The sequence below is a fragment of the Caballeronia sp. LZ016 genome, from assembly GCF_031450805.1.
In the GTDB taxonomy this organism is placed as follows: domain Bacteria; phylum Pseudomonadota; class Gammaproteobacteria; order Burkholderiales; family Burkholderiaceae; genus Caballeronia.
This window is the reverse complement of record NZ_JARTVY010000001.1, coordinates 1,939,956-1,962,831: the sequence shown is the minus strand read 5'-3', so window position 1 is coordinate 1,962,831 and position 22,876 is coordinate 1,939,956. Positions and strand designations below refer to the sequence as shown.

At 60.8% G+C, this 22,876-nt stretch carries 24 protein-coding genes; 5 read left to right on the top strand and 19 right to left on the bottom strand.

Annotation, left to right across the window (positions count from 1 at the left end; all coding sequences use genetic code 11):
• Positions 1 to 119: 119 nt before the first annotated feature.
• A complete protein-coding gene (rpsO, locus tag P9220_RS09315; protein ID WP_040051561.1) occupies positions 120 to 389 on the bottom strand; it encodes a 30S ribosomal protein S15 in 270 nt (89 codons plus the stop codon).
• Between the two features lie 164 nt (positions 390 to 553).
• A complete protein-coding gene (locus tag P9220_RS09310; RefSeq protein ID WP_309764598.1) occupies positions 554 to 1,834 on the bottom strand; it encodes a branched-chain amino acid ABC transporter substrate-binding protein in 1,281 nt (426 codons plus the stop codon).
• Between the two features lie 146 nt (positions 1,835 to 1,980).
• Here P9220_RS09310 and P9220_RS09305 point away from each other — a divergent pair, with 146 nt between their 5' ends.
• Positions 1,981 to 2,496, top strand: a complete 516-nt coding sequence (locus tag P9220_RS09305; RefSeq protein ID WP_309764597.1) for a hypothetical protein — start codon at positions 1,981 to 1,983, stop codon at positions 2,494 to 2,496.
• A 66-nt stretch (positions 2,497 to 2,562) separates the two neighbouring features.
• On the opposite strand, the gene P9220_RS09300 is transcribed toward P9220_RS09305, so the two are convergent.
• The 6 genes from P9220_RS09300 to P9220_RS09275 all read right to left on the bottom strand — a co-directional run bounded on the left by P9220_RS09300 (position 2,563) and on the right by P9220_RS09275 (position 10,947).
• A complete protein-coding gene (locus tag P9220_RS09300; RefSeq protein WP_309764596.1) occupies positions 2,563 to 4,107 on the bottom strand; it encodes a 2-isopropylmalate synthase in 1,545 nt (514 codons plus the stop codon).
• A 377-nt stretch (positions 4,108 to 4,484) separates the two neighbouring features.
• A complete protein-coding gene (locus P9220_RS09295) occupies positions 4,485 to 5,144 on the bottom strand; it encodes a C40 family peptidase (protein WP_309765436.1) in 660 nt (219 codons plus the stop codon).
• Positions 5,145 to 5,291: 147 nt separating this feature from the next.
• Positions 5,292 to 6,890, bottom strand: coding sequence for a dipeptide ABC transporter ATP-binding protein (locus P9220_RS09290; protein ID WP_309764595.1), 1,599 nt, complete (start codon positions 6,888 to 6,890; stop codon positions 5,292 to 5,294).
• Positions 6,887 to 7,999: an ABC transporter permease gene (locus P9220_RS09285; protein ID WP_309764594.1), complete on the bottom strand. Its 1,113-nt coding sequence runs from the start codon at positions 7,997 to 7,999 to the stop codon at positions 6,887 to 6,889. Before P9220_RS09285 ends, P9220_RS09290 begins: the two co-directional genes overlap by 4 nt.
• 2 nt (positions 8,000 to 8,001) lie before the next feature.
• Positions 8,002 to 9,051 carry a microcin C ABC transporter permease YejB gene (locus tag P9220_RS09280; protein ID WP_309764593.1) on the bottom strand — a complete coding sequence of 350 codons (1,050 nt, stop codon included), beginning with the start codon at positions 9,049 to 9,051 and terminating at the stop codon, positions 8,002 to 8,004.
• Positions 9,052 to 9,063: 12 nt separating this feature from the next.
• The gene (locus tag P9220_RS09275; RefSeq protein WP_309764592.1) at positions 9,064 to 10,947 is read right to left on the bottom strand and encodes an extracellular solute-binding protein; all 1,884 of its coding nucleotides are present in this window, start codon (positions 10,945 to 10,947) and stop codon (positions 9,064 to 9,066) included.
• Between the two features lie 275 nt (positions 10,948 to 11,222).
• Here P9220_RS09275 and fabI point away from each other — a divergent pair, with 275 nt between their 5' ends.
• Entirely contained in the window at positions 11,223 to 12,014 is a 792-nt protein-coding gene (gene fabI / locus P9220_RS09270; protein ID WP_309764591.1) for an enoyl-ACP reductase FabI, read from the top strand.
• Between the two features lie 164 nt (positions 12,015 to 12,178).
• Here fabI and P9220_RS09265 read toward each other — a convergent pair whose 3' ends face one another.
• A complete protein-coding gene (locus P9220_RS09265) occupies positions 12,179 to 12,529 on the bottom strand; it encodes a hypothetical protein (protein WP_309764590.1) in 351 nt (116 codons plus the stop codon).
• A 238-nt stretch (positions 12,530 to 12,767) separates the two neighbouring features.
• On the bottom strand, positions 12,768 to 13,106 hold the full coding sequence (locus P9220_RS09260; protein WP_309764589.1) for a hypothetical protein: 339 nt from the start codon (positions 13,104 to 13,106) through the stop codon (positions 12,768 to 12,770).
• A gap of 356 nt (positions 13,107 to 13,462) precedes the next feature.
• On the opposite strand from P9220_RS09260, the gene P9220_RS09255 reads away from it, so the two are divergent.
• A complete protein-coding gene (locus P9220_RS09255; RefSeq protein ID WP_309764588.1) occupies positions 13,463 to 14,233 on the top strand; it encodes a M48 family metalloprotease in 771 nt (256 codons plus the stop codon).
• Positions 14,234 to 14,390: 157 nt separating this feature from the next.
• Here the strand turns inward: P9220_RS09255 and P9220_RS09250 are convergent, their stop codons facing one another.
• From P9220_RS09250 to P9220_RS09210, 9 genes are all read right to left on the bottom strand, one after another.
• A complete protein-coding gene (locus P9220_RS09250; RefSeq protein ID WP_309764587.1) occupies positions 14,391 to 15,023 on the bottom strand; it encodes a hypothetical protein in 633 nt (210 codons plus the stop codon).
• Positions 15,024 to 15,396: 373 nt separating this feature from the next.
• Entirely contained in the window at positions 15,397 to 16,041 is a 645-nt protein-coding gene (locus P9220_RS27050) for a hypothetical protein (RefSeq protein WP_404989533.1), read from the bottom strand.
• A gap of 96 nt (positions 16,042 to 16,137) precedes the next feature.
• Positions 16,138 to 16,749, bottom strand: a complete 612-nt coding sequence (locus P9220_RS09240) for a Tox-REase-5 domain-containing protein (RefSeq protein ID WP_309764585.1) — start codon at positions 16,747 to 16,749, stop codon at positions 16,138 to 16,140.
• Between the two features lie 30 nt (positions 16,750 to 16,779).
• The gene (locus P9220_RS09235) at positions 16,780 to 17,493 is read right to left on the bottom strand and encodes an Imm52 family immunity protein (RefSeq protein WP_309764584.1); all 714 of its coding nucleotides are present in this window, start codon (positions 17,491 to 17,493) and stop codon (positions 16,780 to 16,782) included.
• 24 nt (positions 17,494 to 17,517) lie between these two features.
• Positions 17,518 to 17,823, bottom strand: coding sequence for a Tox-REase-5 domain-containing protein (locus P9220_RS09230; RefSeq protein WP_309764583.1), 306 nt, complete (start codon positions 17,821 to 17,823; stop codon positions 17,518 to 17,520).
• Positions 17,816 to 18,130: a hypothetical protein gene (locus tag P9220_RS09225; protein WP_309764582.1), complete on the bottom strand. Its 315-nt coding sequence runs from the start codon at positions 18,128 to 18,130 to the stop codon at positions 17,816 to 17,818. Before P9220_RS09225 ends, P9220_RS09230 begins: the two co-directional genes overlap by 8 nt.
• Entirely contained in the window at positions 18,130 to 18,477 is a 348-nt protein-coding gene (locus P9220_RS09220) for a hypothetical protein (RefSeq protein WP_309764581.1), read from the bottom strand. The genes P9220_RS09225 and P9220_RS09220 overlap by 1 nt, the downstream gene beginning before the upstream one ends.
• Complete coding sequence (locus P9220_RS09215; protein ID WP_309764580.1) at positions 18,470 to 18,964, bottom strand: DUF4123 domain-containing protein; 495 nt, start codon at positions 18,962 to 18,964, stop codon at positions 18,470 to 18,472. Before P9220_RS09215 ends, P9220_RS09220 begins: the two co-directional genes overlap by 8 nt.
• On the bottom strand, positions 18,961 to 20,946 hold the full coding sequence (locus P9220_RS09210) for a type VI secretion system tip protein TssI/VgrG (protein WP_309765435.1): 1,986 nt from the start codon (positions 20,944 to 20,946) through the stop codon (positions 18,961 to 18,963). Before P9220_RS09210 ends, P9220_RS09215 begins: the two co-directional genes overlap by 4 nt.
• An 81-nt stretch (positions 20,947 to 21,027) precedes the next feature.
• On the opposite strand from P9220_RS09210, the gene istA reads away from it, so the two are divergent.
• Positions 21,028 to 22,038 carry an IS21 family transposase gene (istA, locus tag P9220_RS09205; RefSeq protein WP_309764579.1) on the top strand — a complete coding sequence of 337 codons (1,011 nt, stop codon included), beginning with the start codon at positions 21,028 to 21,030 and terminating at the stop codon, positions 22,036 to 22,038.
• A complete protein-coding gene (gene istB / locus P9220_RS09200) occupies positions 22,035 to 22,823 on the top strand; it encodes an IS21-like element helper ATPase IstB (RefSeq protein ID WP_309764578.1) in 789 nt (262 codons plus the stop codon). Before istA ends, istB begins: the two co-directional genes overlap by 4 nt.
• Positions 22,824 to 22,876: the final 53 nt, after the last annotated feature.

Sequence of the window (22,876 nt, the reverse complement as noted above, 5' to 3'; positions counted from 1 at the left end):
TGAAACTTCGATCAGGCACCACTTCGCGAGCGGATCGCGCAAAAACAAAATGCCTGCATCAGCGAACTGACACAGGCACTTCGTTAGAACACTGGCCGCGAAGCCACGCTATGGGCCAATTACTTGCGCAGACCCAGCTTTTCGATCAGCGAGCGATAACGGTCCGCATCCTTGCCCTTCAGATAGTCGAGCAGCTTGCGACGGCGGCTCACCATGCGCAGCAGGCCGCGGCGGCTGTGGTGATCCTTCGTGTGAGCCTTGAAGTGGACGGTCAGTTCGTTGATGCGGCTCGTGAGCAGTGCGACTTGCACTTCGGGGGAGCCGGTGTCGTTGGCGCCGCGCGCGTACTCAGCGACGACGTCGGATTTCTTGATTTCTGCTACGGACATTTGCTTTTCCTTTGAAACAGACAGGCGGTCACGGAAGAAAGGCCGTGCCGTGGTTTGCTTCGACGAGCTCGGCCTGAGCCCGTCTCCTTTCATCTTCAGCTTGGCGCCAAAAACGAAGCGCAGAGTATAGCACAGCGCGTGGTCGGCACGCGATCCGCCCGTCCTCAGCGCGACGGCCGCGTCATCTTGCAGGTCGTCGGCTGCGCGGTGGCTTCCGCCGGCGCCGCGACGAGCGTGCGGAAACCGTAACCGGAGCCTTCGTTGTCGAAACGCACGCCCGGCGCGCCGGCCTTGTCCATCTCCATCACGTAAAGGGGCTGAATCAGTTGATGATCGGCCGCGCGCATCGTCGACGGATGGAAGCCCTCGCCATCGAACCGCATGCCTTCCAGCGCGCGCGCCACGGCGAGCGGATCGGCGCTGCCGGCGCGTGTCATCGCCGTGGCGAGCATCTCGACCATCAGCGGCATGCGCAGTACGAGGTAATCGTCCGATGCGGACGGAAAGCGCGCGCGGAACGCCCGATAATACGCGTCCGAAGCCGCGCCGCCCGCGTTCGGATGCCAGTCCGCGACGGCGATCACGCGCTTCACGCCGGCATCGCCGAGCGCGGCCGGAGCGCCGAGACTATTGCCGTAGAACGTGTAGAACTTCGTTGTGAGCCCCTGCTCGCGCGCCGCCTTGACGAGCAGCGTCAGGTCGTTGCCCCAGTTGCCGGTGATGACCGCGTCCGCCCCGCTCGCGCGAATCTTGGCGATATACGGCGCGAAATCCTTCACGCGTCCGATCGGATGAAACTCGTCGCCCGCGATCGCGACGTCGGGCCGCTTCTCCGCCAATGCGCGCCGCGCCTCACGACTCACGTCGTGACCGAAGCTGTAGTCCTGATTCAGCAGATAGACTTTCCTCACCGCCCGGTCGCGCGCGAGCGCATCGGCGAGCGCGTCCATGCGCATGCCGGCGTGCGCGTCTAAACGGAAATGCCAGAAACTGCACGCCTCGTTGGTGAGCGCGGGATCATCGGCGGAATAGTTCAGGAACAGCACGCGGCGATCGGGCTCCCGTGCGTTCTGCTTGTCGATGGCCGCGACCAGCGCCGCCGCCACCGCTGAACTGTTGCCCTGCATGACGAACCCGATTCTCTCGTCGATCGCCGCGCGCAGTTGCACGAGGCTCGCTTCGCTGCTGCCCTTGCCGTCGAGCACGACCAGCTCCAGCGGATGCATGCCGTCGGCGAGCTTCACGCCGCCCTTCGCATTCACGCGCTCCACGCCGAAGCGCAGATTGCGCTCGACCGCCGCGCCCGCGTTTGCGAACGGGCCGGACATGCCTTCGATCATCGCGAGCCTGATCGGCGGCAGAGTCGCCGCGCTCGCCTGAACGCATAGGAACGCGACGCACGCGAGCAGCCATCGCGATTTTTTCCGGGGATGAACGCTTGCCATCGATCCTTCCGAGAGAGAGGAAGCGCGGATGATAGGCCGCGCCTCGTGGGCGAGCAAGAGCGCATGCTTCTTGCGCCGCGTGTCAGAATCACGGAAAACGACGAACGATTCCCGCCCTCGTGCGGGACAAGCACGTGGAGGCTGCAATGCTGCACTCATTCATCGGTCTGCGCGGCGCGCTGGCATGCGCGGGGGCCGCGCTTGTGCTGTCGGCGTGCGCGCAGCCGTGGCAGAACTATCAGCCGGGCGCGGACGCATCAACAATCACCGCGCGACTCGGCCCGCCGCGCGAAGTCTATGACCTGCCCGGCGGCGGCAAGCGCCTGATGTGGCCGACACAGCCGCTCGGCGAATTCACCACTGCCGCCGATATCGACGCATCCGGACGAATCGTCAGCGTGCGCCAGGTGCTCGACGAGAACGAGTTCTACAAGGCGCAGATCGGCACGTGGACGAAGAACGACGTGCTCGTCAACTTCGGCCGGCCGGTCGAGACGTCGTACTTTCCGCTGATGAAGCGGGAAGTGTGGACGTATCGCTATATGGAAGCGAACTTCTGGTATCTGATGTACAACTTTTATTTCGACGATCAGGGCATCCTGCGCATGACGCAGAAAACGCCCGATCCGCTGCACGATCCCGACCGGCGCAGCCTGTTCTGACCAAGCGCAAAAGCAGGAAAGCCCTCGCTCGGAGGGCTTTCCTGTTTCAGATGGAGCGCTCGCGCATCAAAGCTGCGGATTGAGCTTCTCGACCTTCGAATGCAGCTTGTTCAGCGCCGCGATATACGCCTTCGCCGATGCCGCGACGATATCCGGATCGGTGCCGACGCCGTTCACGATGCGCCCGCTCTTCGACAGACGCACCGTCACTTCGCCCTGCGCCTGCGTGCCGGTGGTGATGGCGTTGACCGAATACAGCACGAGCTCCGCGCCGCTGTCCACTTTCGATTCGATCGCGTGCAGCGTCGCATCGACCGGACCGTTCCCGCGCGCTTCGCCGGTGACTTCGGTGCCTTCCACCGCGAACACGACGCTCGCTTGCGGCTGCTCGCCGGTCTCCGAATGCTGCTTCATCGAGACGAAGCGGAAATGCTCCTTGGCCTGCGCTTCCGCGGATTCTTCGGAGACGATCTGCATGATGTCTTCGTCGAAAATCTCGGCCTTGCGGTCGGCAAGATCCTTGAAGCGGGCGAACGCGGCGTTCACATCGGCTTCCGATTGCAGCGCCACGCCCAGTTCCTCGAGCCGCTGCTTGAACGCATTGCGCCCGGACAGCTTGCCAAGCACGATCTTGTTCGCGCTCCAGCCCACGTCTTCCGCGCGCATGATTTCGTAGGTGTCGCGCGCCTTCAGCACGCCGTCCTGGTGAATGCCCGACGCATGTGCGAACGCGTTCGCGCCGACGACCGCCTTGTTCGGCTGCACGACAAAGCCGGTGATCTGCGACACGAGCTTCGAGGTCGGGACGATCTGCGTCGTATCGATGCCGAGATCGAGCCCGAAGTAATCCTTGCGCGTCTTCACCGCCATCACGATTTCTTCGAGCGACGTATTGCCCGCGCGCTCGCCGAGGCCGTTGATCGTGCATTCGACTTGCCGCGCGCCGCCGATCTGCACGCCCGCGAGCGAGTTCGCCACGGCCATGCCGAGGTCGTCGTGGCAGTGCACCGAGAAGATTGCCTTGTCGGAATTGGGGATGCGCTCACGCAGCGTCTTCACGAGGTTGCCGTAGAGCTCGGGCACGCCGTAGCCGACCGTATCGGCGATATTGATCGTCCGCGCCCCTTCAGCGATGACGGCTTCGAGCACGCGGCACAGGAAGTCGATGTCCGAGCGGCTGCCGTCTTCCGGCGAGAACTCGACGTCGTCGGTGAACTTGCGCGCGAAGCGGACCGCAAGCCGCGCCTGCTCATACACCTGCTCCGGCGTCATGCGCAGCTTCTTTTCCATGTGCAGCGGCGAGGTAGCGATGAACGTGTGGATGCGGAACTGGTTCGCGGGCTTGAGCGCATCGGCGGCGCGCTGAATGTCTTTGTCGTTGGCACGCGCAAGCGAGCAGACCGTGCTGTCCTTCACGAGCGATGCGATGGTGTTGATCGCGTCGAAATCGCCGTTCGAGCTCGCGGCAAAGCCGGCTTCGATCACATCGACCTTCATCCGCTCGAGCTGCTTGGCGATGCGAATCTTCTCCTCCTTCGTCATCGAAGCGCCGGGGGATTGCTCGCCGTCGCGCAAGGTCGTGTCGAAGATGATCAACTTGTCTGCTGCCATTTTGGGCTCCTGTGGGGAGATTTATCGATTGTTGGGAATATCGAGATGAAACGACAAAACGGAATCCGGGTGTTCGCGCCACCGCTGGCGTCGAAAACCTTGAACGAGCAGACGGGAGGCGAGAAGAATCAGCGCGCGAGCGGCGCTAGTAGCGATAGCGCGCGTAGGGGCGCACCAGCCAGAGAAGACGAGAGGAGGAACGAAGAAAAGTTCATTCGAAAACTATAACGGCTTTTGGAAACCCGTGCAATGAGGCTTTCCGATGGAATCCATAGGCGGTGAATGCGAGTTGCCAGTACGCCGCCCCGAAAAGCAAAAAGCCTGCGTTCGCAAGAAGCAGGCTTTTCGTTGACCATGGTCAGGAAGCGATTGGTCGGTCAATAACCGCCGAGCGTGGCGCTGACGCGCTGACGCAGTTCGCTGCCGTCGCCAATCTGAGCATTCTCGATACGGCGCGCGCCCTGGAAACGCTGTTCCCAGTAGCCGCTTTCCATGTCGTCGACGCGGATGGTGCTGCCGGTGGACGGCGAATGCACGAACTTGTTGTCGCCGATATAGATGCCTACGTGCGAGAAGGAGCGGCGCATCGTATTGAAAAACACGAGGTCGCCCGGCTTCAGATCCGACACGCGGACCTTTTCGCCCACGCGACTCATTTCTTCTGCGCGGCGCGGGAGCGTCATGCCGAGCGTGTCCTGAAAGACGTAGCGCACGAAGCCGCTGCAATCCAGACCGGAGTCCGGCGTGTTGCCGCCCCAGCGATAACGCACGCCGATCATATTGAGCGCGCCGACGACCACGTCGCCCGCTTTGCTCGCCATGCCGGAAAGAAAGGACTTCGCGCCGCTGGGAGCGCTCGCGCTGTCGAGCGGAGCTGCAGCGTCGGCGGACTTCGGAGCAAGGTTGCCGTTGCCGGCGTTTTGGCTGTAACTGCTGACTTCGTCGGCGAAAGCGCCGGAAGTGGTTGTCATCAGGAGGCCGATCAACATGCCAGCGGCAGCGCGCGCGCATGTCTGAGTCATTGTGAGTGGCTGCATCGGTCGGTAGGTTTTACAATTAAAGACTGAAAAATCAGTGAGATATGCGAAAGTTTGAACGCATACTAGCCACAAAGTATTTAACTGTCAAAAGAAATAGAAAAATACAATGGACGCGGACACGCAATTGGCGAAAAAGAAAGAAATTTAGGAATTCAGGGCAGCCGCCAGCAGGTTTCGTGTGTATTCGTCGGAGGGATTCGCAAAAATCTTCTCCACGTCACCAGCTTCGACGACATTTCCATCTCGCATGACCGCGACCCGATGCGCCATCGCGCCGATCACCTGCAAGTCGTGGCTGATGAAGACGTAACCCAGATTGTGCTTTCTTTGAATATCGGCAAGAAGCGCCAGAACTTGAGTCTGGATTGAGACATCGAGTGCGCTCGTCGGTTCGTCGAGAATCAAAATACTCGGTTCGAGCACGAGCGCGCGGGCGATTGCGATGCGTTGCCGCTGTCCGCCGGAGAATTCGTGCGGATAACGCGTGAGCGCAGTGCGATCCAGTCCGACTTCGCGCAACACGGCGATGACCTTCGCGCGCCGCGCATTGGCGTCGAGTTCTGGCCGATGCAGCGCGAGCCCTTCACCGACGATCCGCTCCACCGTCTGCCGCGGCGAGAGCGAACTGAACGGGTCCTGGAAAACCACCTGCAGGTTCGAGCGCAGCACCGTTTTTTCGCGTCCGCGAAAGCTGTCGAGCGCCTTGCCCTGAAATTGCACGCTGCCGTGCGAGATGCGCTGCAGGCCGAGGAGCGCCATCGCGAGCGTGGACTTGCCCGATCCCGATTCCCCGACGATCCCGAGCGTTTCGCCCTGCCGCACGGCGAGCGTGACGTCGTCGACGGCTTTGAAGCGGCCGCGCCGGAACCAGCCTTCGAATCCGCGAAGCCGCGTCGGATACTCGACACGGACGTCTTTCGCGTCGAGCAGCACCGGCGCGATCGGCAACACTGGCAGGACGGTCCGCTTCGGCCGGCTCTGCAAGAGCCGCTGCGTATAGGCATGCTGCGGCGCCTCGAAGATGGCATCGACCGCTCCGCTTTCGACGAGCACGCCCTTCTCCATCACCGCGACGCGCTGCGCGAAGCGTTTCACCAGATTCAGATCGTGTGTGATGAGCAGTACCGCCATGCCGCGCTTCTCGGCTTCGTCGCGCTGCAGTTCCAGCAGCAATTCGACGATCTGCGCGCGGATCGTCACATCGAGTGCGGTCGTCGGCTCGTCGGCGAGCAGGAGACGCGGCCGGCACGCGAGCGCCATCGCGATCATCACCCGCTGACGCTGGCCGCCCGAAAGCTGATGCGGATAACTGTCGACGCGTCGCTCCGGTTCGGTGATGCCGGTGCGCGCGAGAAGCGCGATGGCACGCTCGCGCGCCTCGCGCGGACTCGCGCCGTCGTGCAACTGAATGGTTTCGCTGATCTGGTCGCCGACCGTGTACAGCGGGTTGAGCGCGGTCATCGGCTCCTGAAAGATCATCGCGATATCGGAGCCGCGCAGGCCGCGCATCGCGTGCTCGCTTTTCGTGAGCAATTCCTCGCCGGCGAAGCGGATGGAGCCGCTGACATCCGCATCGCGGATGAGCCGCAGAATCGACAGCGCCGTCACGCTCTTGCCCGAACCGGATTCGCCGACGAGCGCCACACGCTCGCCCGGACGAATGTCGAGGCTCACGCCGTCGACTGCGAGCGTATCGCCGAAACGCACGCGCAGATTGTCGATGGACAGCAATTGTTCGCTCACTGCCCGCCTCCCGCTTTCACCGCATCCGCGATGCGCGTGTCGAGCGCGTTACGCAGCGCATCGCCCATGAACGTAAGCAGCAGGAGCGTCGCGACGAGCACGCCGAAAGTCGAGAGCGAAATCCACCACGCATCCAGATTCGCCTTGCCCTGCGCCAGCAGTTCGCCGAGCGAAGGCGTCGGCGACGGCACGCCCAGGCCGAGAAAATCGAGGCTCGTGAGCGCGAGAATCGCCCCGCTCATGCGGAACGGCAAGAAGGTGATGACCGGCGTGAGGCTATTGGGCAGCACGTGCCGCCAGATGATCTGCCAGTTCGACAAGCCCATCGCGCGCGCGGCGCGCACATAGTCCTGAGTGCGATTGCGCAGGAACTCGGCGCGCACGTAATCCGACAGCCCGATCCAGCCGAACAGCGACAGCAGCACGATCAGGAGCACGAGGCTCGGCTCGAAAATCGACGCGAAAATGATGAGCAGATAAAGCTCCGGCAGCGCGCTCCAGATTTCGATCAGCCGCTGCCCGACGATATCCGTCTTTCCGCCAAAAAAGCCCTGCACCGCGCCCGCGACCACGCCGAGCACCGTGCCGATAGCCGTCAGCACCAGTGCGAAGAGCACCGACACGCGAAAGCCGTAGAGCAGCCGCGCGAATACATCGCGTCCGCGATCATCGGTGCCGAGCCAGTTTTCACGCGACGGCGGCGCCGGATTCGAGCCCTTCGAGAAGTAGTTGAGCGTGTCGTAGTCGTAGTGATTCGGCGGATACACCGCGAAGTTGCCGGGCGCGCTGAAGCGGTCGCGCACGAAGGGATCGAGATAATCGGCGGGAGTGGGGAAATCGCCGCCGAACGTGGTCTCCGGATACGTTTTCACGAGCGGAAAGTAGAACTGCCCCTGATATCGCACGACGAGCGGCTTGTCGTTCGACCACAACGGCCCGGCAAGGCTGATGACGAACGCCGCGACGAACACGACGAGGCTCCAGTAACCCAGCCGGTTCTGCCGAAAGCGCAGCCACACGCGCTGCCCGGGCGTGATCGATACTTCGCTCGAAAGCGGCTGGCCGTCGCTGGCGGTCGCGGCGCGGCGCGACGATGCGGCTCGGTTCAAAGTCAGCGCTCCAGTTGCTCGAATTGAATGCGCGGATCGACCCAGACATAGCAGAGGTCCGAGATGAGCTTCGTCGCGAGCCCGATCAGCGTGAAGAGATAAAGCGTGCCCAGCACGACCGGATAATCGCGCCGCACGACCGATTCGTAAGAAAGCAGCCCGAGTCCGTCGAGCGAAAAGAGCGTCTCGATGAGCAAACTGCCCGTGAAGAACGCGCCGATGAACGCCGCCGGAAAGCCCACGATCAGCGGCAGGAGCGCGTTGCGGAACACGTGCTTCCACAGCACGCGCCGCTCGGACAGCCCCTTGGCGCGCGCGGTCAATACGTATTGCTTGCGGATCTCGTCGAGAAACGCGTTCTTCGTCAGCATCGTGACGATGGCGAAACTTCCCACCACCGACGCCACCACCGGCAACGTGATGTGCCACAAATAATCGACGATTTTTCCGCCGAGCGAGAGCGCCGCCCAGTTATCGGAGGTCAGGTTGCGCAGCGGAAAGACCTGCAGGAACGTGCCGCCGCCGAACAGCACGAGCAGCAGCACGCCGAGCACGAAGCCCGGAATAGCAAAGCCGATCAGCACGATGAGGCTCGTCGCGACATCGAAGCGCGAGCCGTTCTTCACCGCTTTCGCGATGCCGAGCGGCACCGATATCAGATACGTGATGAAGAACGTCCATAAGCCGATGCTGATCGACACCGGCAGCTTCGATACGATCAGCGACCACACGCTCTGATGCCGAAAGTAGCTTTCGCCGAGATCGAAGCGCGCGAACTTGCCGAGCATCGACAAATACCGTTCGAGCGGCGGCTTGTCGAAACCGTAAAGCGCCTTCAGTTGCGCGATCTGTTGCGCATCGACGCCCGTATGCGCGCGCATGCCGAAGCCCGCGCCACCGCCTCCGCCTTCCGCATTGCCGCGCCGCAAGTCGTGCACGGCCTGTTCGACCGGACCGCCCGGCACGAACTGGATCACGACGAACGTGAGCGTGAGCACGCCGATGAGCGTCGGGATCATCAACAGGATGCGCTTCGCGATATAGCTCCACATGCTCGTCGTCCTCTACCTTGAAGCGCCGGCGGGTTTCTTCCACCACGTCGACAGCACCCACTCGTCCGCCGCGTAATAGAGCGGCAGGGTCGACGGATAACCCAGCGTATTGCGATACGCGATGCGGTGCGTCGCCGAGTACCAGTGCGGCACGACGTAGTAGCCATGCATCAGCACGCGATCGAGCGCGTGCGTCGCATCGACGAGCTGTTCGCGCGTCTGCGCACCGACGACCTTGTGCAGGATCGCATCGATGGCCGGCGACTTCACTCCCGCGAGATTGTCGGAGCCCTGCTCGTCCGCATACTTGCTCGCGAAGCGCGAGACCTGCTCGGTGCCCGGCACCTGCACGTCGGGCAGACGCACGCTCGTCATGTCGAAATCGAACGCGTCGAGGCGCTTCTGGATGAGCGCGTAGTCGACCGTGCGGAAGTTCATCGTGATGCCGAGCTTTTGCAGATTGCGGCCGAATGCGGCGGCGACCGGCTCCATCGACGCGCCGCCGCCCGTATCGTCCAGTATCTCGAACACGAACGGCTGGCCCTTTGCGTTACGCAGCGCGCCATCGCGATAGGTCCATCCGGCTTGCGACAGCAACTCGCGCGCCTTGATGAGATTTGCCCGCAGCGAGCCGGGCGGATCGGTGTCCGGCTGTTTCGGCATCTCGCCGAAGACGGCCGGATCGAGCTTCCTGCGCAGCGGCTCCAGGATCGCGAGCTCGCCTTCGCTCGGCGTGCCCTTCGCCTGGAGATCGGTGTTGACGAAGAAGCTGTCGGTCCGCTTGTACTGATTGAAGAACAACTGGCGATTGAGCCATTCGAAGTCGAGCGCGAGATCGAGCGCCTGGCGCACGCGCACATCCTTGAAAAGCGGCCGCCGCAGGTTCATGAAGAAACCCTGCATGCCCGTGCCGTTGTGATGTGGAAACTCGCGCTTGATGAGCTCGCCACTGTCGAAACGCTTGCCGATGTCTCGCCGCACCCAGCTTCGCGCGACGTTCTCGACGAGCACGTCGTATTCGCCCGCCTTGAATGCTTCGAGCCGCGCGGTTGCATCGGAATACAGCTTGTAATCGATGCGCGCGAAGTTGTGCGTGCCGACGCGCACCGGCAGCGACGCGCCCCAATAGTTCGGGTCGCGCTTGTAGGTGATGGTGCGGCCGTTGTCGAACGTGTCGATCAGATAGTCGCCGCTCGTGATCGGCTTTTCGAACGCGAGCTGATCGAAGGGGATGCGCGTGCCGTCCGACCGCAAACCCCACTTCCGCGAAAACACCGGAATGCCGCCCGCGAGCAGCGGCATCTCGCGCGTCGCGACCTTGAATTCGAAGCGGATCGTGAGCCGATCCACGACGACCGCGCGCGCGATCTGCCCGAAGTACACCGAAAACTGCGGCGCGGCCTTCGGACTCTTCAGCGTTTCGAACGAAAACTTGACGTCTTCGGCGGTGACCGCGTCGCCGTTGGTGAAGCGCGCCTTCGGATTGATGTGGAACGTCGTCGAAAGACCATCGGGCGCGACGGCGATATCGTCGGCAAGAAGGCAATAGGCGCTCGCCACTTCGTCCGAGCTGCCGGTCGTCAGGCTCTCGAACATGAGGCCGAGGCCCGGCGCGGGATTGCCGCGCAGAGTGAAGGGATTGAACTTGTCGAAGCTCGTGAGGCGATTCGGATTCGCCAGCACCAGCGTGCCGTCGCGCGGGGCGTCGGGATTGACGTAATCGAAGTGCTTGAAACCGGGCGGATATTTCGGCTCGCCGTACTGTGCGATGGCATGCGCCGCATACGCGGGCGTGCCGGCACCACAGGCAATGCACGCCGCGAGCGCGAGCGCGATGCGCTTGCCCCAGGCGGGCGATGATGCGATCGGCGTGGCGGACGTCGTCAGCCCGGTCATAGGCTCCTTGCGGGATGAGTAAGGGCCCCGGCACGATGGAAACGCGGCCTGCAGGGCAGTGAAGAAGGCTTGAAGACAGCCGGACCGCAGTGTCGATGTGAGAGAATTCTACCCAATCGAAACGCCATCCGGTTCCGGCGCATGGGAGGCACTAGCACGATGCCTGCCCGCCCGTCGAACCGATGCGCGCAGCACCCGACGCGAAGCGCGCACCCCGCAACCGCAATCGAGCCGCCCCGCGCGCCTCGCGTGACATTGACATTCAAGGAGCATTCATGGGCTTTCTCGCTGGAAAACGAATTCTGCTGACCGGCTTGCTGTCGAACCGCTCGATCGCTTATGGCATCGCGGAAGCCTGCAAGCGCGAAGGCGCGGAACTGGCGTTCACGTATGTCGGCGAGCGCTTCAAGGACCGCATCACCGAATTCGCGACGGAGTTCGGCAGCGACATGATCTATCCGTGCGACGTCGGCAGCGACGAGGAAATCGACGCCCTCTTCGCGTCGCTCAAGGAACGCTGGGGCACGCTCGACGGTCTCGTGCATTCCATCGGCTTCGCACCGCGCGAGGCTATCGCAGGCGATTTCCTCGACGGCATGACGCGCGAGAACTTCCGCATCGCGCATGACATCTCCGCCTACAGCTTTCCGGCGCTCGCCAAAGCGGCGCAATCGATGCTGTCGGACAGCGCGTCCCTGCTCACGCTGAGCTACCTCGGTGCGGAACGCGCGATCCCGAACTACAACACGATGGGTCTCGCGAAGGCATCGCTCGAGGCGAGCGTGCGTTATCTCGCGGTATCGCTCGGCAACAAGGGCGTGCGCGTGAACGGCATTTCGGCCGGCCCGATCAAGACGCTCGCGGCGAGCGGCATCAAGGGCTTCGGCAAGATTCTCGATTTCGTCGAAGACAACGCGCCGCTCAAGCGCAACGTGACGATCGAGCAAGTCGGCAATGTGGCGGCGTTCCTGTTGTCGGATCTGGCGGGCGGCGTGAGCGCGGAGATCGTTCACGTCGATTCGGGCTTCCACGCGGTCGTGGGTGGAATGGCGGGCATCGGCGAGTAAGCCCTGGCGCGTTCCCGCAGCGACAAGCAAAAAAGGGCTGCTTTCCTGAGGGAAGCGGCCCTTTTGCCGTTCTGGCGCGCCGATATCAGGTCATCGTGGCGGATGCAGGGGGCCGCGATTCGCGCGAAATGCGTACGTTGAGCAGCGACGCGGCGCGCGGGCACTCAGTGGTGACTGTGACCGTGTCCGTTGCCATGTCCGTTGCCGTGACCGTGGCCGTGTTTGTCGTGCCCCTTCCCGTGGCCGTGATGCCGCTCCCAGTCACCGCGGCTCCAGTAGCGCCGGCCGTCCCAGTACCGGTCGTCATGCCAGCCGATGATCACCGGCGGCGCAGCCTGATAGACGACTGGCGGTGGCGGCGGCGCATAGACGGGCGCCGGCGTGACATATACCGGCGCGGGCGTGCCGATATTGACGCCCACATGGACATCCGCCGCGTGGGCGGTGTTGATCGCAGCGCAAGCGACGATGCTCAGCGCGGCTGTAAGAATACGCCCCGTAAGTTTGGCTTTCATGGCGTCGAACCTCTTTATTGGAATGTTGGCGTGCAGGAAATATAACCAAAGGCTTTCTGGCGGATATTTCAGCTTTGTAAGTTCCCGCGCATTCTGACGTAACGTCAGAGGAAAGCTTACCTTTTGTTACATTCTGTCGCCAACCGCCAACGGTGGACACTTCGCCGTTCCGTCGCACGGCAAGAAAAAACCACCCGCGCGGGTGGTTTTTTTTTTGGGGGGAATGCGAGACGGTTACTCAATGCCAGCCGTGTCGCCCATGATTTTCGTGCCCATAGGCGTGACCGCGACCGTTATGGCGATACCAATCGTCGCGGTCCCAGTAGCGGCGGCCGTCATAGTATCGATCCCCGTGCCAGCCGATCACGATAGCCGGTTGCGCGTACACCGGCACGGGCGGCGGCGCATACACGACGGGCGGCGGAGGCGGCGCGTAGACGGGGGCCGGAGCGACGTACACGGGCGCCGGAATCCCGATGTTGACGCCCACGGAAACGCCCGCCATCGCTGCACCGGACAGCGTCAAACCGCCGATGACGAGCGCGTAGGCCACGGAGGCCTTCCATACCTTGTTCATGTGAAGCCCTACCTCGATGCGTTGTTTGTTGTGTGACCGGACTATATCGAGAAACGGTGCGACGAGTGTTCGACTTGGTAACGTCCCATTACTGAAGCTAACGCTTGCGAAAATGTAAGATGCGCGACGGGCGCCCGGCTTTCGTCGACCGCTGCGCTCCTGCCGCTATCGCCTGTCCGTGACCGGTTTCGCTTTTCGCGCGCGACTGATTCACGTTCGCCGCTGGCCTTGCATCGCTCTTTGTCAGCAAAATCGGAATTGTCGGATAGCTTACGGCACGACTCCCATTGAGCATTGCGCCCGTCCGCGATGTTCGCGGATAGACAACCACAACAGCTCATAAACATAGGCAGACCATGAAAATTACCCGCCTGGCATTGGCCGCGACCGCAGTTGCATCCGCCATCTTCACGCTCGCCTCGTGCGGCAGCGTTGCCAATCTGAATCCCGATACGCTCCTTCAGTCGGGCCAACTGGCCACCCAGGCGCTCACGCTCAGCGACAGCGACGTGCGCGGTCTCTCCGACAAGTCCTGCCAGCAAATGGACGCAGAGAACAAGATTGCGCCGGCGTCGAGCCAGTACACGCAGCGCCTGAACCGCATCTCGAAGCAACTGGGCGACAACATCAACGGCGTCCCGGTCAACTACAAGGTGTACATGACGAAGGATGTCAACGCGTGGGCGATGGCCAACGGCTGCGTGCGCGTCTACAGTGGCCTGATGGACATGATGAACGACGACGAAGTGCGCGGCGTCGTGGGTCACGAGATGGGCCACGTGGCGCTCGGTCACACCAAGAAGGCGATGCAGGTCGCCTACGCGACGTCGGCGGCGCGCTCGGTGGCGTCGGCGGCGGGCGGCGCGGTCGCGAGCCTCTCGGCTTCGCAACTCGGCGATCTGTCGGAGAAGTTCGTCAACGCGCAGTTCTCGCAGTCGCAGGAAAGCGCCGCGGACGACTACTCGTTCGACCAGCAGAAGAAGAAGGGCTACAGCCCGGCCGGCCTCGTGACGGCATTCCAGAAGCTGGCGGCGCTCGACGGCGGCAAGTCGAGCATGTTGAGCTCGCACCCGTCGTCGCCTTCGCGTGCGAAGCACATCGAAGAGCGCATCGCTTCGAGCAAGTAATTTGAGGTCAACCGGCGGCAGTGTTGCCGCCGGTGTTTTGCGGCGCGGGCATCGAGGCCGCGCCGCAACGCCTCGGCGATCAGAAAAAGTAATGCACGCCGACGGTCAGGCTGTCATTGCGACGGCAGCGCAACTATCCGCAACGTGCCAGCGTTTATTAGTCATGCCTATTAACGTGGACGACCGCCGAGGCCCCTCGCGACTTCAACGAACACGTCGGCGACGCAACGGGCTCATGCCACGTTACCGAGACGAGTCGTTCCTGACTTTGCAAAGCGAAAGCCCCGCAAGGCGCAAACCTTGCGGGGCTTTTCTTCCTACTACCTTCGTCAACAAGACCGGCATATGCAAACGGCCCGGCTGTCGCAGCTTTGACCGGCCAAATTGCCAAAGCGTTTTCAATGACATCCGCGACGCGACCATAAAATTTCAGGCCGGGGATTTCGTCCGATTCAAACGACGCGTGACAGACTCCTTTAGTGTGGTGGGTTAAGGTAAAAACGGCGCTTCCTCTTCCTTCTCGACCATTCCAAACTCCGACCGTACGAATATCGTCGTAATCTTCGTCCACTAAGTCGATCGCTCGCGAAGAAACCCGGTCTTGCTGGAAAGCTGGAGAAAGAAGCGATTCCTTTTCAGTTGATGCAGCCGGATACCACCTATCAATAGGCAAGTCGGCTTGTGGAAAGCTAAGGCAAAGCTGCCTCAACTCCTCGAATTGCTCGGCTTTCGTCAGCAACGATTCCGTTTTAGTAGAGAAAAGAAAGCGAAGATCCAAATCTGCACTCATAGTTCTTTTGCCTCTAGCTTTATCAATTATTGCATTGGCTTCAGTTGAGTTACCAGCAACGGTGCATTCACTTTGAACTCGCGGGTGAAATATCGATGACTCACAGGCTGCATGAAATACCATTTTAATTTCGCCGGCGCATTCGCTATAACAATTGCGTTATGGTTCATGCCCTGTCTTATCAGCGAGGCGCGCCGAAAAGCCCGTAGATAACGTCAACGATTTGACGCTGGAACCCGGAGAGGCCGAAGTCTTCGAGACAGAACCGGATGGTATCGTTGAGGTCCCCGAGCTGGACGAAGGAGAAGCGGACGCGGACGGCGACGGCGAAGAAACGGCGCGGCCCTGAAAGAGTCCGCGCCGTTATGCTCCCTTACAGGTCCGCGTAGCGCGGCAACAAGTCCTGATCCGCGAGCCGTATCTCGATCGAGTTCGCGACCTTCACATGCTCGGGATTGTCGGCGTCGAAAGGACCGTCAATCTCGCTGATGATGATGGTTCCCTCTGTTCCGGTCAGGTCCTTTACATGGCGAATCATGCGCGCCTCGGGAACCTGCTCGAATTCAATCCGACGCGGTAGGTAAAGCATCCAGCCGACGCCGGGGCGATCGGGGAAAATTTGCTTGCTGTCGGCAGAGTACCGATATGGGGCTAGTTCAACGGTTAGAGCCGGCCATATGGTCAACGCTTCCTCGATAAGCTTCGCAGCATGCGAATAGCCTAGAGCGACGGATACCGCCCCCATCTGCAGGGACACAGTGGAAAGTCCAGATTGGCTATATCCGACCAGAAATACTGCTCCTTGCCTTCCTTCTAAGCCGTTCCACACTCCGACGCTCGCCGTGCCGGGGCGTCTTGACCGTTCGATAGCGGCGCGCTCCAACATAACCGCAGTCGGTCCGTCCGTGTCAAACGCTTCGTATAACAAACGCTCTTTGGGCTTAGGCGCGGGGGGATGCCAACGGTTTAGGGCATAGCCAAACGGCTCTAGCGACTTAGCGAACCGCCAAAGCTGCACGCATTATTCTTCGCAGGTCGGAAACTTGTCGTCCGAGAGACGAAAGCGCAATTCAAGTTGTTGTGGGAAGTCCATGAGCTAGTCTCCTTCTTGATTTCAAGCCATCGGCTTGACTTCCGTTGTAATCAAAAACGCGCGGCTTGCGAATTGGCGTGTCGCCCATGCGCAACTTCTCGGTTGCATGAAAAACCACCGCAGCTTTGTGCCAGGGTTAGCCATTACCACAACGTTTTGCCTCTGCGCTTCGTCAATCATATCTGCGCCGCCAGTGTCGACCCACCAATACTTAGGCTGCCCATCGTCTAAAAAAAATTGGTCATACCTTGCTTTAGCTTCTTCGAGTTGACATAGCTGTGAGCGAAAGCCATCGAACCAGATCGGCGCGAAATACCATTCTTGCCCCATCGGAAAACCTGTGACGTACTGTTGATAAGCGGCTGACAGGCCCGCTATTTTATGAGGCGGCGGACCCATCATCCCTTTGTCCGGCGGACACTTGCAGTTACGCGACTGCGTCCGCGTGGCAGCGCCGGTCTCCGTCTTCGCCTTGTCCTCGTCTTTTGCGGTATCTCCCGGCAACGAGAGGACCGCGCCTGTTGCAACGCCTCCGACGACCGCAGTAGCAGCGCCCGACGACGCGAAAGCAGCCCATGCGGTGGCGATAAGCTCGCCGACGCCTTCGAGCAGTGGAACAGCTAATGCCGCCATTTATGCCACTCCTGCACTTTGTCGCAACGATTACAGGTCCGCATAGCGCGGCAAAAAGTCTTGATCGGCCAGCCGAATCTCTATCGAGTTCGCCACCTTCACATGCTCGGGGTTGTCGGCGTCGAAAGGTCCGTCAATCTCGCTGATGATGATGGTTCCCTCTGTGCCGTTGAGGTCCTTTACATGGCGAATCATTCGCGCCTCCGGCACCTGCTCGAACTCAATGCGCTGCGGTAGGTAGAGCATCCAGCCTACGCCGGGACGGTCTGGAAATACCTGCTTGTCTGCTGCATATGCAAACGGCCCGGCTGTCGCAGCTTTGACCGGCCAAACTGCCAAAGCGCTTTCAATGACATCCGCGACGCGACCGTAAAATTTCAGGCCGGAGATTCCGTCCGATTCAAACGACGCGAGGCAGACTCCTTTCGTGTTCAACATTAGCGTAACGACTGCGCTTCCTCTTCCTTCTCGACCATTCCAAACTCCGACCGTACGAATATCGTCGTAATCTTCATCCACTAAGTCGATCGCTCGCGAAGAAACCCGGTCTTGCTCGAAAGCAGGAGAAAGAAGCGATTCCTTTTCGCTTGCTGCAGCCGGAAACCAGCGATCAGTCGGCAAATCGTCTTGAGGAAAAGCCAAACAGAACCGCCTTAACTGCTCAAACTGCGCGTCTTTTGCCGGAAGCTGCTGCCCCTTAACAGAAAAAAGAAACTCGAAATTCAATCTGAAGTCTGCACTCATCTTATATGCCTCTGCGTTTCTTAATCACTGCATTGGTTTAAGTTCAGTAACGATTAACGGCGCACTCGTTCGAAAGGCACGCGTAAAATATCGATGGCTGACCGGCTGCATGAAATACCATCTTAATTTAGCGGGTGCATTAGCGACAACAATGGCGTTCTGATTCGCTCCCTGACCGAGCATCTTAGTAACGCCGAAAAGCCTAAAGAATCTCTTTGGCTCGCCCATCTTGTCAAAAAACTGATCGTAACGCGCCTTTGCTTCTTCTAACTGGCATAGCGACGACCTGAACCCGTCGAAGTCCGCGCCGGCGAAACTCCATTCAGTCATCGGTGCAAAGCCAGTCACGTAGCTCTGATATTCCCGCGATATCTGTGACATATTCCAGGTTACGCGTGACGATCTGCCCGCGATCGGGCGGACACTTGCAGTTACGCGACTGCGTCCGCGTGGCAGCGCCGGTTTCCGTCTTGGCCTTGTCCTTGTCTTTCGCGGTATCTCCCGGCAGGGAAAGAACCGCGCCGGTTGCGACGCCCCCGGCTACTGCTGACGCCGCGCCTGACGAAGTGAATGCGGTCCACGCGGCGGCGAGTAATTCGCCGACGCCTTCGAGCAGTGGAAGAGCTAATGCCGCCATTATCTAGCCTCCTGCTTTTCGCGGAGTTTGCCACGCGCTACGTCCATCATCATGTCAAAACGCTCCTCCGGTGAGACCCCCCGTTTATTGAGCCACGCAGCCATAGCGGGCTGCATGTAGAACCCGCGTTGAACGCTATCCAGCCATAAAAACATCACCAGATGCTTATCGTCCGTGAAGCCAATCCGTTTAGCCTCTTCATAGGCGGCGTTCAGGCGGTTCAGCAATTCATGGTCATCGACCAAATCGGGGCGATCGGTCACAATGTCTTCTTTGATCGTCAAAACAAAATTTCTTTCATCGGACGCGCGCAATGCCGCCCATTCAGCTTCAGAAAACTTATACATTGGACTTCAAATAAAAACGTTCACCGTTGAACAAATAAAACCATTCGAGCGCCGCGCCGAAGAACTGCGCGCTCGCGTCGCCCTTTAACGACGCAGCAAGCCCATGTAATACGCGCGGGTCCCAATAGCGCAATAGCACCTCCTGACCGTCCGGCTGCACAGCGTTCAATCGTTCGCGGAGTTTCCCCGCCAGCGTCGGCGCATCATCCGTGCAGACAAGCCAGACCACGGATGGACGTGACGCTTCAAGGCGTGCTGTGGTGGCCGCGCATTCATCCGTCAGCACCTCGACAAGCCACGGCCCCGCATGCGCAAGCGGTTCGTCCTCCGTTCCAGCGAACAGCGCGGTAATGCCCGTATTCGTCGCGTTCAGACGTTCGCCAATCTCGCGCTCGTATTGGATGCCGTCGACAAGTGCATAGAGGCGCGCGTTGTCATGCCGTTTGCACAGGTCGCTAAGGCGTGTTTGTATATCTTGCGGAATCATGCGCGCACCAATGTAGAGGTGCCGTTCTCGACGGCATGCAGCAGGCATTCAAGGCAGATGCGCGGCGCGACGGCGGCGACGCTCGCGGTAAGCGGGTCCGCTTTCGGGCCGTCCGTGCCGTGACTGCCGGCATGTACGAGAAACGCCGCGTTCGTGTAGCCGATCAACCCTTGCGGGCTAATCTCTAATACGCTTCCGCCGCCATTAATGCGGACGCCTTTAGCAGCCGTCAGGTTAATCCAGCCATCCGCGCTAACGAGGTCGGCGTCCTTCTGCGCGGCGATATGCACCTTATCGCTTTGCGCCTCGACGTGAATCGCGCCGGTAGCCGCGACCATGCGAATACCCATCTCACGCACGAACAGCGCGAAGCCTCGCGCGATGCTTGCGAAGAACGATTGCCCCGCCGCCATGCTGATAAGACGTTGAGCCGTTATCGCGTGGTCTTCACCGCTTGCGTGATGCGTGCTGCGTTGCGCCGTGGTCTGAATGCCCGCCGCGCTCGACAGTGCGATATGCGGCGCGGCAAACTCCGGGAACTCGGCGGTATTAAGGTTAGGCGATCCTTGCCCGCGTAGTTCGTCGTTTGTCGCCTTGATCGAGCGGGCCACGTCCGACTGATTGCCGTGCTCGGCTTGCGCGCCGTGCGTCTGCGCTTGCTCCGCAAGCGTTTCGTGCAGGTCGCGCGCGTCGGTAAGACGTGCGACCGTCTCGCCCATATCCGTGACGTGGCTTTGCGCCTCCGGTCGCGCCTGAGTCGTGACCAGCAAGCCCATCGCGGCGCGCAACGCCCCCTTCAGGTCCGTCCGCAGCTCGAAGCCGTGGCCTCTGGCCTCCCTTCGTCCCTCGTTGCCGAAAATGCGGCGAATGAATCCGAGACTGATAATCGATGTTCCCTGATCGCTCGATAGCTGCGCCTGTAGCTCGCCTTTCGTGTCATCGAGCGCGAGGTGATTCGTTCCGCGTTCCTGGCCTAAGCTGTCGCTCCGAATGCCCGACAATGCAACGTTCTTCGGCAGGTCCCACGCCGGCACGTTCCGCTTATTCGTGGCGCTTCCAACGATGATGCCTAAGTCCGGATCGCCGTTGATGTACGAGACGATGACCTCATCGCCGATGCGCAGCGGCATCGCCACGCCGCGCGCGTTACCTTGCCACGGCAGCGCGACGCGCAGCCATACCGAACGCTTTTCGTCGTAGGTGCCTTCGCGATCCCAACGGAATTGGACCAAGGCGCGGCCCATTGCATCGACCCAATGTTCCGCGTCCTTGTAGCCGACTACGACCGCATATTCAGGTCCGTAAATGCGCGGCTTGGGCGTCTTCTGTTCGAGCCGCAGATATTCCGTCAGTGGCTGAATCTCGAAATCGGCATCGCAACGGAAAGGCGGCGAGTCCTTCGCCTCAATGTCGACGCTCTCAATGTCTAACGCGCAGGAGACGACGACATACTCATCGTTTGCCCTCGCTTGCGGATAGCCTTCGAGCTTGAACGTGTGACCCGGTAGCAGCCCCGTCAAATGACCGTGACCCTTGCCGCGATGCGTCCTGCATCGGATGGAGTCCATGCGTACGCTGGCGAGGTAACGCGCTTCTTCCAGCGCGTCGTTCCGTTCATGGTTTAACCCCGCTTCGTGCGGCTGAGCGAAGTTGCCCCAATCGTAAATCTCGGGGCGCGGATGCTTCCCGTCACGCGGATAAACATATTCGCCTTCCATGCCTGACGCGCGGTTGCCGTTGCGCCCCCATGACGGCGCGGTGTAGTCGTGGTCGCGCAGCTTGATCGCGCCGGTAGCGAGTACGTTCTCGATCGACAGGGTATCAATGTACTCCTCGTCAATGCGCGCCTTCGTGGGGTTATAGATCAGCGTGGCGTGCGCGGGGCCGTGCTCACTGTAGCCGCCATAGCCATCAGCTAACACGAGCCGATGGAAGCCGTCGGAACTTTCCCACCAGAACACAATGCCCCATTCTTCCCACAGCTGTTAGCGCCGATGTAAAAATGACCCTGGCGCCGAAGTAAACATGACCCACCTGGGAGACGATGGCGGCTTTTGCCGCCGATGCTGACTCAGGAGCAAACATTGGAAATCAAGGTATTGGCCCGGCGCGGGACGGCGGTACGTGAGATAGCAAGGCAAACGGGTTTATCACGCAACACTGTGCGCCGATATTTGAGGGATGAGCAGGCGAGCCGTTACAGCCAGCGTGAGCCGCGAGCCACGAAGCTCGACCCGTTTAAGGACTATCTGCTGGAGCGCGTCGCCGCCGCGCGGCCGCACTGGATTCCGGCAACGGTCCTGCTTCGCGAACTGCAGGAAGCTGGGTACGAAGGCGGCATCAGTCAACTCAAGGCATTTCTGATGCCCTACAAGCGTCCCGAAGCTGAACCGGTGGTGCGCTTCGAAACCGCGCCGGGCAAGCAGTTGCAGGCCGATTTCACCGTTATTCGACGAGGGCGCGAGCCATTGCTCGCGCTGGTCGCGACGATGGGTTACAGCCGTGCGAGTTTCGTGCGTTTCACCTCGCGTGAGGACGCCGCGACGCTATGCGAATGCCTACGTGAAGCACTCGTCTATTTCGGTGGCACGCCAGAACATGTGCTGTTCGACAACGCGAAGTCGGTGGTCATCGAACGCGATGCATTCGGCGAAGGCGAGCATCGCTGGAACCCACAGCTGCTTGCGCTGGCTGAGACCTACGGCTTCACGCCGAAGGTGTGTCGTCCGTATCGCGCGAAGACCAAGGGTAAGGTGGAACGCTTCAACCGCTATCTCAAGGAGAGCTTCGTTGTGCCGCTTGCCGCGACGCTCAGGTCCTCGGGGTTGAAGCTTGATGTTGAGGCCGCCAATGCGCAAATTGGCCGTTGGCTATCAGAAGTTGCCAATGTACGCCGCCACGCGACGACAGGTGAGCGTCCGGCGGTCCTGCTTTGTTCGGAGCAGGCGGCGCTCCTGCCGTTACCAACCCAGGCGCCAGCGCTCGCAGCGCCAGACAACCGACGGGTGCTGCCACGCGAGAGCCTGCAGCATCCGCTAGCGGTCTACGACGCATTGCTGGAGGTCGCAGCATGAATCTGCAACATGAACGGATTGGCGCGCTATACGCACAACTGAAGCTGGACTGCGTCGCGACCGATTGGGCGCCGCTTGCACAACGCAATGCAACGACCGATTCGAGTATGGCCGACTTCCTTGAACAACTTCTGCAAGCGGAACTTGGCGCGCGCGAGCAGCGCAAGCGTCAGGTGCTCACGAAGCTGGCAGCGTTGCCTGGCATCAAGACGCTTGAGCAATACGACTTCAGCTTCGCCAGCGGCGCGCCACGTGCGCAGATTCAGGAACTGGCAAGTCTGGCGTTCGTCGAACGGGCCGAGAACATCGTGCTGCTCGGACCATCCGGGGTGGGTAAGACGCATATCGCGACCTCGCTTGCTTACCGCGCTGCGCAGGCCGGCATCAAGACGCGGTTCATCACCGCCGCTGACCTGATGATGCAACTGGCCGCTGCCCGGCAGCAGAACCGCCTGCGGGAGTTCTTCAATCGCGCGGTCATTGGACCCCGGCTGCTGGTTATCGACGAAATCGGCTATCTGCCATTTGGACGGGAGGAGGCGAACCTATTCTTCAATGTCGTGGCGAAACGCTACGAGCGCGGCTCAATCGTATTGACCAGCAACCTGCCGTTCACACAGTGGGCGACAGCATTCGCCGATGACCAGACGCTGACGGCTGCAATGCTCGACCGGCTCCTGCATCACGCTCATATCGTGCAAATCAGCGGCGAGAGCTATCGACTAAAGGACAAAAGAAAGGCGGGACAAACAGGCACGCGGGCCAGCACGAAAGTAGCCGCGTGATCAACGACCCGGGTGGGTCACATTTACTTCGGCGAAACCCAGAAATGTGGGTC